Source organism: Acetobacter orleanensis, from assembly GCF_001581005.1.
In the GTDB taxonomy this organism is placed as follows: Bacteria; Pseudomonadota; Alphaproteobacteria; order Acetobacterales; family Acetobacteraceae; genus Acetobacter; species Acetobacter orleanensis.
Genome location: NZ_LHZV01000054.1, coordinates 23,868 through 37,480, shown reverse-complemented (window position 1 = coordinate 37,480; position 13,613 = coordinate 23,868). Strand labels below are relative to the sequence as shown.

General features: G+C 53.6%; 10 protein-coding genes and 3 pseudogenes. 5 read left to right on the top strand and 8 right to left on the bottom strand.

Annotated features, from left to right (window positions below):
- Positions 1-437: 437 nt before the first annotated feature.
- Positions 438-830, bottom strand: coding sequence for a TonB-dependent receptor domain-containing protein (locus AD949_RS14505; RefSeq protein ID WP_244463329.1), 393 nt, complete (start codon positions 828-830; stop codon positions 438-440).
- Between the two features lie 32 nt (positions 831-862).
- Positions 863-1,533 (bottom strand): annotated as a pseudogene (locus AD949_RS13700) (transposase).
- Between the two features lie 90 nt (positions 1,534-1,623).
- Between AD949_RS13700 and AD949_RS14780 the strand changes: the two are divergent.
- Positions 1,624-1,991: pseudogene (locus tag AD949_RS14780) on the top strand (IS5/IS1182 family transposase); the annotation flags it as partial.
- A gap of 3 nt (positions 1,992-1,994) precedes the next feature.
- Positions 1,995-2,340 (top strand): annotated as a pseudogene (locus AD949_RS14775) (IS5/IS1182 family transposase); the annotation flags it as partial.
- A 247-nt stretch (positions 2,341-2,587) separates the two neighbouring features.
- Here the strand turns inward: AD949_RS14775 and AD949_RS04580 are convergent.
- The 4 genes from AD949_RS04580 to AD949_RS04565 all read right to left on the bottom strand — a co-directional run bounded on the left by AD949_RS04580 (position 2,588) and on the right by AD949_RS04565 (position 7,324).
- Positions 2,588-3,508, bottom strand: coding sequence for a DUF4880 domain-containing protein (locus AD949_RS04580; RefSeq protein ID WP_048835678.1), 921 nt, complete (start codon positions 3,506-3,508; stop codon positions 2,588-2,590).
- The gene (locus AD949_RS04575) at positions 3,486-4,046 is read right to left on the bottom strand and encodes an RNA polymerase sigma factor (protein ID WP_158319950.1); all 561 of its coding nucleotides are present in this window, start codon (positions 4,044-4,046) and stop codon (positions 3,486-3,488) included. The genes AD949_RS04580 and AD949_RS04575 overlap by 23 nt, the downstream gene beginning before the upstream one ends.
- Positions 4,047-4,286: 240 nt before the next feature.
- Positions 4,287-5,819 carry an adenosine deaminase family protein gene (locus tag AD949_RS04570; protein ID WP_048835680.1) on the bottom strand — a complete coding sequence of 511 codons (1,533 nt, stop codon included), beginning with the start codon at positions 5,817-5,819 and terminating at the stop codon, positions 4,287-4,289.
- Between the two features lie 380 nt (positions 5,820-6,199).
- Complete coding sequence (locus tag AD949_RS04565; protein WP_082064687.1) at positions 6,200-7,324, bottom strand: alpha/beta fold hydrolase; 1,125 nt, start codon at positions 7,322-7,324, stop codon at positions 6,200-6,202.
- 156 nt (positions 7,325-7,480) lie between these two features.
- On the opposite strand from AD949_RS04565, the gene AD949_RS04560 reads away from it, so the two are divergent.
- On the top strand, positions 7,481-7,696 hold the full coding sequence (locus tag AD949_RS04560; RefSeq protein ID WP_048835682.1) for a zinc-finger domain-containing protein: 216 nt from the start codon (positions 7,481-7,483) through the stop codon (positions 7,694-7,696).
- Positions 7,697-7,881: 185 nt separating this feature from the next.
- On the top strand, positions 7,882-8,430 hold the full coding sequence (locus AD949_RS04555) for a thioredoxin family protein (RefSeq protein WP_052944551.1): 549 nt from the start codon (positions 7,882-7,884) through the stop codon (positions 8,428-8,430).
- Positions 8,431-8,439: 9 nt separating this feature from the next.
- Here the strand turns inward: AD949_RS04555 and AD949_RS04550 are convergent, their stop codons facing one another.
- The gene (locus AD949_RS04550) at positions 8,440-9,561 is read right to left on the bottom strand and encodes a glycosyltransferase family 61 protein (protein ID WP_158319951.1); all 1,122 of its coding nucleotides are present in this window, start codon (positions 9,559-9,561) and stop codon (positions 8,440-8,442) included.
- Between the two features lie 251 nt (positions 9,562-9,812).
- Between AD949_RS04550 and AD949_RS04545 the strand changes: the two genes are divergently transcribed.
- On the top strand, positions 9,813-12,047 hold the full coding sequence (locus AD949_RS04545) for a protein-disulfide reductase DsbD family protein (RefSeq protein WP_082064688.1): 2,235 nt from the start codon (positions 9,813-9,815) through the stop codon (positions 12,045-12,047).
- A gap of 84 nt (positions 12,048-12,131) precedes the next feature.
- Here the strand turns inward: AD949_RS04545 and AD949_RS04540 are convergent, their stop codons facing one another.
- Entirely contained in the window at positions 12,132-13,136 is a 1,005-nt protein-coding gene (locus tag AD949_RS04540; RefSeq protein ID WP_082064693.1) for a DUF3034 family protein, read from the bottom strand.
- Positions 13,137-13,613 lie beyond the last annotated feature (477 nt).

Here is a 13,613-nt window from a genome sequence, read left to right as displayed (position 1 = left end):
CAGCACGATCCCTTTCTGAGACCACGCTGAGTTATAAAGATAAGAGCCATATGTTGCGAAGTCATAGGGCGATTTAAAGCCAAGCAGATTGTAAACACTGGCGTAAACGTTCCAATGTTCGTTAATACGATAGTTCACATTTAGGCCCACATCCCAGAAGCTTCTAACATGGCACTGGCTGGGCGTATAAGATCGCTGGATGGCGGCAAAGCTTGTGCAATCCTTGCGGGTGCCCGGACCTGTCTGATCCTCCGCCAAAGCTTTGTAACCACTTGTATACTATACCGTGGGTGTAACGGACAGATCTTTATAAATAAATGTGTTGGACCAGTTGGCGCGCCAGCGTGGTGTTCCTGAAGCGGAAACCGCACGATAAGGACCAATGGTACCCGCATAATGTTGCACCTGACCATCTGGAGTAGCGAGGTTAAAGCGCCTTACATAAGTTGCACGCTCCGTGCTGATCCAGCGCACGTCATGCAGCGCCCCGGTAAACGATGGTTTGCACTCACCGAAAAATCGACGCCGTCTGTTTCAACTTTATTCGTGTTGATGTAGCCCAAGTTAATCAAAGCAGGACGCACAGGAGCATTCGGGTTTTGAGTATCCGGAATATCTGGCGTTACACTCACCCCTGCAGGAAGCGGTTGATTGGCAAGATAGGCTTCCGCGACATCCGTCGTGCTAACCGGATTGGCTGCAATATAATTCGATTTTTTGATGTAATAATAGTCAAAGCTGAAGTTCAGCCAGCTTGTCGGCTTTATTAACGCACCTCTTGTAAAATTTGTCGCGGTTTCTGGCTTGAGATTAGAGCATTTTCCTCTCAATCTGGCTCATATCCAGAAACTGTAAAGAAGTTTTAGAATTTTTCTGGTGAGACCGAATTGATCAGTGTACCGATCCTGTCCCACAGGGCGCCGCGTGTGCGTTCTGCGGCTTCACGGAGTTAGGCTTTGAGTTTGGAGAAGGCCTTCTCGATTGGATTGCAGTCCGGGCTGTAGGGGAGGAGATAGCGCACGGTCGCTCCTGCCGCTTCGATGGCGGCCTGCACGCCGGGGCCTTTGTGAGAGCTGAGATTATCCATGATGATAATGTCGCATGGCCGCAGATCGGGCTGGGTATCGAACAGTCCTGACGTCGTGTCAGGATGTCCGGCCGCTCCTGTTCCGCCGCGTGAGCGGTCTTTTTTCCATGTAAGCTTATGACGGGCGAAAAACGCCAGAGTGTGCCAATGGCAAAGTGATGTCCGTCATCAGCCAGATGGGCACGGATTCTCGCCAAGGTCAGGTCATCTTTCCCGGCAATCAGCGCATGGATACGCCCCGCCTGCGCCTCGATCCGGTGAGACAGACGATCCCCGCCACGCGGTCTGGCGGCAGCGCTGCCGGTCGTGGCAGAAAGAGCGCACCAGCGAACCGCACTCGCAGGACTGACGCCAAACCGTGCAGCCGCCTGACGACGCGACAGACCATCCAATACAGCAGCGACAACACGTTCGCGAAGATCCAGAGACAATGTGCGTGATGACATCCACAACCAGCCTCCATTCCGGCTCTCATCTTGAATCAGATCACAACCACTTTGGGAATCCCTAATGATTCATTCAGCATGGAAAACGCTCTAATGTTCAAGATCCTGACGATCCAAACGCTGAACAATTTGTCCGATGCTAAAATAATTTGACTATGTCAAAAACATCTGGCCCATGCGGGTACAATTGAAAGGTTATTTGACCAGTTTGACGCGACCCTGCGCAACGGGTTATCTGTCAATGTCAGGCCATGTTCTGGGCGCGACATTGGTGGGTAGTTCCCAAGCAGCGCAACACAAGCGCTGAGAAGGCAGATATTCGGCAAGGACGCATCCCACAAGACTGGTAGGACAGACCAGAAAAGCTGTCTCGCAAAGACCTTCATGTGCGCTGGACGTTGAAGTTTACCAAGGCCAAGCGACAGGAAAATGGAGGTATGCTCATGACAGATCTCGCCATGCTGCGGGAGAGTTTCCTGGATAAAAATCATACTACCTCAACGGTTTGGGCAGGCACAGTCTATCGCTCAAAAGCCAACGAAGACATCATGGAAAAGCAGGGCTTTGTCTCGAAGGTCCACAGGGGAAAGCCACATCTCAACCCTATGCCCCGCCATATCGAGTAGTCGAATGCTGCAAAATCAGTTATCCGATCACGTGTTGAACATATCTTTGCTGATCAGAACGCAGACGGGGCTCGTTGTCCGAACCGTAGGCACCACTCGAGCCACCATGAGGATCGGTCTGGCCAATATCGTCTATAATATACGCCACTTTCTGTTTTTGGAGAGGATTAATGCCCATGCGCATCAATCAACTGTTCTTCGATCACTCCAACCCAAACAGTTCCGCGCCATCACAGCCCGCTATGATAAACTGGAATCTGCCTTCCTCGCAGCCGTCCAGTTCGCTTCAGCCAGCATCCCGTTTAACTGGACGACACACCGTAAAACCAAGAGGTGTTTAAAACCCTCCATTTTACACACAAGCCGATGGTTATGCCTTTTATTATAAACGTAATCTTTTCTAATTATTATTCAAATTTCACATCACTTTATTCTATATAAATATGTTGTCCGTCCTCACGTATTTCTCCACCCAGAACAGCTTTAACAGCAAGTGCGAATACATCAGGCCTTTTCAAATCAAACATGCCCGATAGCCGGTAATCGGCCAGTCGAAAAGAGGGTACAAGCTGCTTTTGGTTGTAACGGTTAAAAATATCAGATGCCTCAGAGATTGTCTGCGTATCCAGAGAAACCTGCCCCTTAGTCCATGCACTCAAACGAGTAAGTGTTTCTGTATCCAGATAACTGAAATGAATTTGTCCCGTCTGGTTACGTGTAATCTGCTCTCCGGCTGATAAGATTTTATATTCGGAATTTCGCTGCCCTTTCACGGAGGCATGCCCTTCAAGCACAATACCGCTTTCATAATTTCCGTCTTTATACAGGAGCAAACTTCCATGTATGACGAACCTTAGCCTGCTCGTTTTTACAGTCCGCTGCGCTCCTGCCACCAAGCACCGGCCATAAACCATTCTGGTGAATTCTGGGTACTGATCAACCTGAGTATAGCAGTCAAGAATAAGCTCTCTTCCCGGTGCCTGACGGCAATGAAGGATATTTTTCTGTGTTGTGTACTGCGTGCTGGCCTCACCCGTTTTGCTCGCAATAACAAGCAGACTGAAAGAGGCCGCGGCAACAGCAGAGCCAAAGAAAAGCCGACGCGACGGTAAGCGCGTTGCTTGATACACAGGTATAGATACAGGCCGAGCGAAATAAGGCGTCTGCAAGGCTTTGGCTTTGTTTGTTGCTTGCCAGATAGCCTGAGCCCTTAAAAAAGCTCCTTTATGCCGGATATCGGCATCAACCCACGTTGTGAGAGCCTGCTGCTCTTGCTGCGTCAGTGCGTTGCGATCAATTCGGACCATCCATTGCGCGGCAACATGATCAGGAGAATTTTCTGTTGCCACGAACCAGCCCTACCTTCTTACGTTGGTCACTATCCCGCTGTCCGTAGGATCTGGCAATAAGCGTTAAAGCACGAGCTAATTGTTTTTCAACGCTATTTTCAGAAATTCCTAATTTTCTGGCACATTCTTTTTGCGGGTAGTCTTTTATTTTCCTGTAAATAAATACCTTGCGGCATGTATCGGGAAGTTCCTGAATAATCTGATCAAGAAACCGTAACTCTGCTCTTGCATCAATCGTGTCTTCGATTGATGGCGTTTGGTCAACCAGCGTATCATTTAAAATGTCTGCGATCGCCGTAACACTGACAACCTGAGCTTTTCTGTAGTGCCTTAAAACAAGATTACGACAAATTGTATGGAAATACCCAATCGGATTAAAAATTTTACCGACATCTGCTTCAGAAATGATGACATATCCTTCCTGAATAATATCATCTGCTTCAATATCAGAAAAACGCGTGAGCCACGTTCTTATCAGGTGCTCGTTGGGAACGATATGCTTTGCGAGCCAATAGCCTCGCTCCTGATCCGCCAGCATTTTCCCGCTCCGCATAAAACAAGGCGGCTATGTAACAGTTCCATATTTTTTTGTTTGTTAAAGAAATATGACAGAACCAGATAGCAGTCTGAAGGCACTCACAACCTCTTGAAAAACGAGAAATACTGACCGCACACTTTTATGCCTTCAATACACATCCAATAAATAGAGAATAAAAATGAGATTAATAGACACAACCCTTCATGAAAAATAGAAAAAATCTCTTATAACATTTTTATTTTACAAAAAAGGCGATGCATTTATTCCTGAATTAGAAGAGATTTTTCCTTCAAACTTATTAAAGTTCTTTTCAAGTTCAATTTGAACACGAGCTTTTTCACTTTGAGCAGCAAAATTCTGACAGGCTTGGCTTTTCATATCCTGACAGGCCGTTACGAGATGTCCATCATTCCAGAGGCTTGCCCCCGGAATGAAGGAGTAGGTCAGACCATTACGTGACAAATTTTTCATATCTTGATAGGTCAGCGGCCATGTTGTTGCTGCGCGCAGATATTCTTGCGTGAGGTCACCTCGGGACACGCCTTCATCATCCGTCGAGAGGGCAACTGGCACTCCCGCGCGTCTGTAAAGTGCGAACGGATGTGATTTTCCTTTTACATTCAGAATTACATCATTACTGGTCAGGTTGATTTCAACCATGATTTTTTTCTGCGCCATTTCTGTCAGCAGACCAGTAGCGTCCTGTTCCCATACAATATCAATACCATGCCCGATGCGCCGTGCCTGTGCGATTTCTACCGCAGAGCGGATATGATGGGTCAACCCCTCTGGCGGGACAAGGCCGGGCGTGAGTTCACCCGCATGCAGGCTGAGTTTAACCTCCGGGTAGACCGCATTGAGCGCCTGAAACATGCGCATATGCTGGTCATAATCACGCATGGCGATCTCGTTATCTTCTGGGGCGACGATGTTGACGCCGACAAAGCGTGCGTCCGTCCGCACCACATCATACCCGGCATAAAGCTGCGCGAAGACGACTGATGGCTGAAATGTACGAATAGTCTGGTATAAATATCGGACTTTCACACCACAGCCAGCATGGGCCTGAGGCGTTCCGCAGTGCAGAACATTCTGGGCCTGCTGCTCCATTGCATCCGTTTCACGCCGGATAATGCCTACCAGTTCCGGCAGCATTGGTTTAAGTGCCTGCATGGCCTGTGTATAATCCTCGCCGTTCAGCGGATGCTTCATCCCTGCCCCGATCAGGCTCCCCAGACCGGGCGAAATCATCAGTTCGACATACTGCACATGATCCAGAGCTGCACGGTCTTTGACCTCTGCCAGACTATCTCCAGCGTGTTTTTGCGTAGCCGCGAAAAAGCGGTTGAAGGTTGCAAAGAAGTGGTCGTGACCAGAACGATCAGTCGCGGTCGGGACAAAATCGCGCATGGAAAGTGCATCAATCATGCTGTTTTCCGCGTCCGGGTTTGTAGAGAGGTCCGCTGCTGGAAGTTCACCTTTAGTATGCCCCGTGCAGCCATGTGATAGAATCTGACCACTTTCCAGCGCAACACACGCTCCATCCTGCGCGGCCCATTTCAGATAGCTTTCCGCGTAAATGGCCCCCACCATGTGATTATGCAGATCAGCGCCCTTGGGAAACTGACGCAGGAAAAGGGCAAGACGTGAAGGATCAGATTGAAGGCTTTTGAAAATATTCGCTGTTTTCACTTCATCTGGTGTTTGCGCCAGACTGGTCTGAACGGCGAGAGGAAGAATAGCGCAAGCCAGAAGCACAGAACGAAAAAACATGAAGCACCCTTGATGGACGAAGGACATGATGGCGAACAAGGCCGAGTAAGCGGTGGATAGAGTGTTTTGATAGTATAATGATAAAGTGTTCTTTTGTCGCAAGAAAGAATTCGAGCGTTCTCACGTAGTCGATTGCGGCTTCTTCATGTACAGCTCTCATAAGGTGAGCTCGATGCTACGCCCTCCTTAAACCGCAGCATAGTCAGCTTTTTCTTTCTTGGAGTTGTCTTTTTAAAAGGAGAAGGTAAGTTAAGGTTTCTTTTGAGAATACTCTAAAAAACATAAGCCCTATCATCCGCTTTCTCAAAGATTTTTCCAGTTTGTTTCTGTTTATTATATTTATTGAAGTGATTTTTTTATAAATGGGCTCAGACAATATTTCATTGTGATCTGCCCAAGACGAACTGCTCAAGCATCGCAGGCAAAACTGGCAGGGGAACATCCTGTTTTTCAGCACTTTCTGCTCCAACCCCGGTTGCCAACCATGCTGCTGCGGCGCTGTCTCCGCCAGAGGGTAACCATGTTTGCGGTGTGTTTATCCAGTTCAGCATATCCTGCTGCACACGTGCTCCCTGCCTGTCCCGCAATAGCAGATGGTGGCCGCCTGGAATGAGATCACGCCGTACCGTTGCGGGCATGGCCTGCCACACAGGCACCATGGCGGTGGGAGGTACAAGTTGGTCATGGTCCCCATACACGCACAGGACTGGCCCGTGCAGAGAGGGAGCCGCCTTTGCGGCCTGCTTCATTAACTCGACAAGACCCTGAAGCGCTTGAAGGCGCGTGGCGCGCAGGGTTAGCGGGTCATAATACAGGCGGGCAAGCGCCATTATATTATCACTCGCCACCACATGCACGGGCAGTTCCCGCCCAGTGACAAGAGTGTTGGGAAACAGATGCGCCAGAACCCTCAGGGGCAGGCCGGTCGCCCAGCCAAAGTTCCACACAGCAGGAGCAAGCAGGAGCGTACCCGCCACATGCGGGGCATCCGGTTGCGCCATAAGCAGCATCAGGATGGCACCGCCCATACTTTCACCGGCAAGATAAAGTGGCGTCTGCGGGTAGGCCTGCTGAAGTTGCGCCACTTCCTCCCGCACATCCTTCACCATCCGTGCGGTGCCTGCCCAGCTACCCCGTTGAGGGGCCTGCCCAAAACCGCGCTGGTCGGGGGCCACCACCATAATCTGTTGGGCACTGAAAGAAGGAGCCTGAGCCTCCCACGCATCCCGGCTGTCATTAAATCCGTGCAGCGCCAGAATAATGGCGCGCGGTTGCCCCGCGGGCTGCCAGACACGGGCCGGAATTTTTGCTCCATCGGACAACGTGAAGAACCGCTGCGGTGGCACGAGCCGCCCGAGTTGCGCGAAGCGGGCCGGTGGCGTGGGCACAGGCGGCATGGTGGTGGTGCACGCGGAAAGTGCTAGCAGCCCGCATGCGGCGGAAAATGCGGTGCGTATCGTTCTGAGCGCGCCTGACAAAGGCCTGCGGGACAAAGACCAAAGCATCTGGCTCACGCGGATGGGATGGAGGAAAGCATGGAAAAGCGCATTTCAACCCGCTATCATTCCTCAAAGACCTGCGCCAGTCGGGGCTGCTCCCGCCTGCCCGCATGACGTGCTTTGCGGACCTAGCGCCCACAGCCAACACAAGGATGCGCTTTTATGCTTCTTCAAGCCGCCAACCCTATTCCTCGCCCCCGGCTCGGGCATGTTGAAACAATTGTTGTCGACCACCGTAAAGTCACGTGTGATGGCGGGCTGGGGGCGCTAGGTCACCCTAAAGTCTGGCTGGCCATTGGGGGGCATCAGACTGTGTGCCCTTACTGCTCGCGCCTGTTTGTTTTGCAGCCCGGTGCGGCGGACGCGGATGGGCACTGAGGCATCCGTTGAGGCGCATTCTTTATTAACGTTATTTTTTGTGGAATTATTTTTACACGTATCTGATTGACATTTGTTCTGCCGTCCCAATAGATAATCCTTCAAGCATTCGGCAAGCAGGCACGCGCCTTGGGGCGCGTCTTCTGGCCGGGAAGTCGCCTGACCTCTAGCAAGGATTAGTCTGCATGCGTTCCACCGCTTTTTTCCGCACCCTGCTGCTTGCAACAGTTCTGACTGCCTCTGCTGCGGGTGTGACACAGCCCGCCGCAGCGCAAAGCACTGCGTCTGGCGCGGCAACGCTGCCTGTGCCGCAGATTGGGTCCGCCCCGATCACCGCCGTCGCCCATCCTTATGCAGAACCCGAAGGTGCGCAGGCTGCGGTGGATGCCGCCTTTGCCGAGGCCCGCAAAACGGGCCGAAAAGTTCTGATTGATTTTGGTGCCAACTGGTGCCCGGACTGCCGTGTGCTGGCCGGTGTGCTCACGCATCCTTCCGTCAGCCCTTGGATTGAACAGACATTTTCTGTTGTGTCCGTCAATGTCGATCATTTTAACAAAAACATGGATATTGCCAAGAAGTTTGGCATTACCATCAAAGCTATTCCGGTTGCGTTGATTGTAACTCCTGAAGGCAAAGTGCTGAATGCGGATGAAACGCTGGCGCTTGGAGACGCCCGCCGTATGTCTGGTCAGGCCGTGGTGGACATGCTGGCGGAGTGGGCCAAACGCTCCTGAACGAGCGGATCAGACAGGCGGGAGATACGGTTCTATCTGATCAAGTTCCCGTAGAACAGAAGCGATATCAAGAGGTTTTTCAGATTGCGCTATGTGGTCATCCGTCTGCTGGCCGGTGGGCATCAGCTTACCCCAGTAGAGTAGCCCAGCCTGCATGCCCATAAGCAGATTGCAGGGATTCTGGTGATGTTCGGCTACAAGTTCAAACATCACAGTCCCCGGCTGGCACCACACACAATTGGCCATGCCAGACCCAAGTTGACCCACCACCAGTCTGGCCCGTTTGAAAAGCTGGATCTGCTCTGCCGCCGAAAAGTTTTCCGCCCTGACACACAGGAAACCCCGTGCCTGCAAAGCCGCTGTCAATTCCGCTTCATTCGGGATTCTACGATTGCTAGCCGGACCGCGTTCAATAAAAATACGCAGGTCTCTAGGGCCAGTAGAGGGCTGCGTTGCGGCAAGAGATTCATAGGCCGCGCGAGACAACGGCGAGACCGAGAAATCGCCCGCACCGCGCACATAGTCCGCATAAAGCACGCGGCTGAACGCATATTGTTTGCCGTTTTCGAGTGGCAAACCCTGTGTGACATCAAACCCGGACAGGGCCAATGTATCAGCCTGCCAAGCGCGCATATGGGGGGGCAACATAAGGCGTGCGTTCTGATGCTTAGTGATGCGCAGGGCATGCAGGGTGGGCAGCGTGTGAGAAAGCCAGTGGTAATAATTGCTGTCCCAATGGTCACAGCAGATAGCGGCGGGAGAGGTGTCATCCGGCACGGTTATGAGGTCCTGCGGTCGGACTTCCAGCGCGGCGACGGCGGCGGGGTCTTGCACGTAAGCCGTTTCGAGCACGGGCTTTCCGTCCTTGAGGAACACCATCAGAGAACGGTCCAGCACGACGTCCCGCAAGTCATACAGATGAAAGGTCGCGGGATCAGACACCCAGCCTTTAAAAACGGAGGTTTCATCCGCTCCGAGTTTACCCCCATTGACCAGACTGACTGGTACAGCCGGAACAGTTTCCAGAACGGTTACGCTTGCTGCGATGTCTTTCAGGCTGACGGCTCCAGCATTCCCAGACGCACTGCGAGAAGCGTCTACAGAGACGCAGGCAGAGGCCTTGGCCGGCACAGTGGCTTTCCGCCGGAGTAACGTTTTGAAAAAGCCCATCTGTTTTGGCCCACCCCTGTGTGTGCCAGCGTGCTGGCCACGTTTTTCTGCCGTGCATAATATTCTGACGCAGCCCCGGAGACAAATTCTGACAAGTCTATTCTGACCGCCGACCTGACCGCGCTCCACAGGTTTCTTCTGCCGCTTGAGCAGGCCATGCTATGATACACACCCTCGCGCAGCCTTTTTGCCCTTTTTGTCTGAGATCCTCTATGTCCCTTCTTTCTTCTCTTCCTGTTGTCTCCAGCACCCTGCCCTCGCCTACTTCGCGCAAGCTGACGCGGCGGGTGGCGCGTAGTCTATGGGGGTTGGCTCTGCTGTTTGCGGCCGGGGCGGCCCTGAGCGGGGCTGATCTCGTGGGTGGGTGGCAGCCTGCGAACGCTGCGGAGAGTGCGCCGGTTTCCACCACGGGACACAGTGTCGCGACCCTGATTACCGATACAGACACAACGGACGGGCGAGCCCCGCTGCATGTCGCGCTGCGTCTGAAGCTCCAGAATGGCTGGCACACATACTGGCGTAACCCCGGTGACGCTGGCGAGGCGCCGGATGTGACCGTGACTGCCGAGGGCGCTCTGAGCGGGAAAACTACAAACATCCAATGGCCTACCCCGCATCGCATTCCGGATGCGTCCCTGATGTCCTATGCCTATACGGGGGACGTTGTACTGCCGATGGTGCTGACCCTGCACCAATCAGGCACCGCGTCTTCCGGCCCCACCACACTCAAAGCGCATGCAAGCTGGCTGGTGTGTGAAAATGTGTGCGTGCCGGAAGACGCTGACCTGACAGTGACACTGCACCCCGGCCCGGCACGTCCCTCCGCGGAAGCGCCCCTGTTTGCTGCGGCGGAAGAGGCCTCCCCCGTACCCTCCCCTTACACGACCACAGTCTCGACCGATGGGACGCTGAGCATCAAGGGCGCGGAGCTTTCGGGGCGATCCGTGCAGGATGCATGGTTTATGCCTGACCAGCCGGGATTGATCGATCAGGCCGCGCCGCAGGGCTTTGCCGTGCAGGACGGGACTGTGACCCTGCACCTCAAACGCCTGCCGGATTTTGCCGCCACGCAAAAGCTGAACGGCCTGCTGGTGCTGAAAGATGCTGCGGGAAGCGAGCGCGCCTTATCTCTTATCGCTCAGCCGGTAGTCGGTGCCGCGTCCACTGGTGAGGCAGCAGGAACGCCCTCGCTGACCAGTACGCTGACACAGACAGGATTTTTACAGCAGGTGGCGTTTGCCTTTCTGGGCGGGATGATCCTGAACCTCATGCCATGCGTGTTCCCCATTCTGGCGATGAAGGCGCTTTCTCTCGCACGGCTGGGTAACGCCGAGCGCCGCACGCAGGTGACGAGTGCAGCCTGCTACAGTCTGGGTGTCATGGTGACATTCCTTGCGCTGGGCGGCGCCATGATGGGTCTGCGGATGGCAGGTGCTGCGGCGGACTGGGGTTTTCAGTTTCAGTCACCCTTGTTTGTAACGCTGGTAACGTGGCTGCTCTTTGCCATGGCGCTCAACCTGCTGGGCATATTTGAGTTTATGCCGGTGACAGCGGGTAGTTCCCTCAGCAACCACGCGCATGGCCACTGGCATGATGTTGTAACTGGAGTTCTGGCCGTTGTGGTGGCAACCCCCTGCACGGCACCCTTTATGGGCGTTGCCATTGCCGGAGCACTGTCCGGCCCGCCTGCTATGGGGCTGATTGTTTTTGCCGCCATGGGGCTGGGTCTTGCCGCCCCGTATCTGTTGCTGACCACCGTGCCGGGGCTGGCTGCCCGCCTGCCCAAGCCGGGCGCATGGATGCAGTATCTGCGCCAGTTTCTGGCCTTCCCGCTGTTGGGGTCCTGCGTGTGGCTGCTGTGGGTGGCAGCACTGGAAGGCGGAGCATCCGTTGTGCTGTTTCTGGCAACCGGACTGGTGCTGCTCAGCTTTGCGGCGTGGATTTACGGGGTGGCGCAGGTCAAGCTGATTCAGCAGGGCCATACCCGCACAAGCACCGCCCTGCATGGGCTGGCTCTGCTGGGGCTACTGGGCGCGCTCGCGCTGGTGCCAGCCCTGCGCCACCAGAGTGCAGCACCCGCCACGGGAGGTGGCCTGAACTCCGGCCTGCCGAAAGGCACGGAACCGTTTTCCGAAGCACGCCTGAAAGAATTGCATGCCGCAGGTAAGCCCGTTTTTATGGATATGACAGCCGCGTGGTGCATCACCTGCCTTGTCAATGAACGCGTGGCGCTGGATATTCCCAGCACGCAGGCAGCGTTTGCAGCCCATGGCGTGACCGTGCTGCGCGGGGACTGGACCAATCATGACCCGGCTATCAGCGCGTTTCTGAAAGCGCATGGGCGGGATGGCGTGCCGTTTTACCTCTACGTTCCCGCCACCGGGCCTGAAGTCGTGCTGCCGCAAATCCTGACACCGGGACTGGTTGCAGGCACGGTGGGGCAATAACCCTCCGCCTCTGCTTTTGCCGCATCCGCATTCACCTTCCGGCGGACCTGAGAGCATCTCCGGTCGCCGGGAGAGACGCTGCTTTTAAAACCCCGTCTGGAGTGAGACGTAAGCACCTGTCTGATTTCGGTAGGTGGCGATTGTGCCCAAAGAGACATAAGCCGCCGTGATATTCAGGTGCTTGTTAACAAAATAGCTGGCATAAACATCGAACCAGTTACTTTCCGGCGTAAAATTCTGGTTGCGCGGCTTGGTGCGATATTCCACGCCCACAACCAGACCCGGAATGAAGGACGGTAGATAGCCGAGTGATCCTTCAAACTGCGGATAGTAATTGTCGTTCCGGTCGCCACCAAAACCAAGGATACCCCACTGGTTGCCCTTGGTCAGGCGCATGGTGGTATCCACCAGCAGTCCGAGTTTGGGAAACAGCTTGGTGGCGGCAATATAAACATCCGCGCCGTCCGTATGTTTGGACCCTACTTCGTGAATGACTTTTGCATCACCATCATGCTTGTACATGGCCCCCACAGCCACCTGCGGTAAAAGGGTTTTGTCCAGAACATGCCCAAACAACCGCACTTTGATACCACCAGTATCCAGATCAAACTGGTAGCCATGCCCAATCCCCAACTTGCTGCCTGTAGAGCCGGTGCGGAAGAAGTTATGAGAATAGGAAATTTCCACGCGATCATAAAACCCCAGAATCGCGCCTACATTCTGGTCGGTATAATTTGTCAGGCTGACATAGCTGTAGTGAAACGCCATGCCGAGACTCTTCTTGCTGCCGTAGCCACCAATAGTCGCCCAGCTTGCAATGCCGCCCCCACTGGAACCTTCCAGAGAACTCAGACCACTGGTGCCAAGTGTGCGCTTATCATCAAAAATCTTGTCCAGAGGGTCAGTCTCGGCGTCCGCCTCGTCAGACGCCTGTGGCGTGCTGCCATGCGCGGGCGTGACAGGCTGCGCTGTGACGGGGTTTAGCGTGACACGCGGCGTGTTTCGGGGCACGGCTGCTAGGGAGGGGGACGCCGTGGACGTTTGTGCCCGGCTATTCTGGGTGGAAAACAGCACCGCAAAAATAGTCATGACTGGGGCAAACAGTGCCTGCCAGCGTATCGGCCAGCAGGCCTCTGTTACTGTTTTCTCCTGCAGAACAGGGAGAGGATGTTTGCCTCTGTGCCTGCTATGAAAAATAACGTTTCCAATCCGGTTTCTTTGCATAAGACGCCCCTGAATACTGCCGCTCCGACATATCCGGCCAGAACGCTGGCTCACACTGGTCCAAAACGGATTATAAAAATTTCAAATTTTTGCGATAATTTTCAAAAATTACCTTTTTGGAGAAAAAGAACGCACCTCATCAAACTGTGAAAGACCGGACAGGCAGGCTGTCTATTTTTCAACAAACCCGAAATTCATCCAGCCTTTACAGGCCGGTATCCCACTCTATATTCGTACGAATATAGTTGTGTAAACAGACCCAGCTCGTTCTTTTGTCGCTGATTTGAAACTATAAGTTATTCATACGCTGCATATTTCATAAAGCCCGGCAGCAGACTTCAA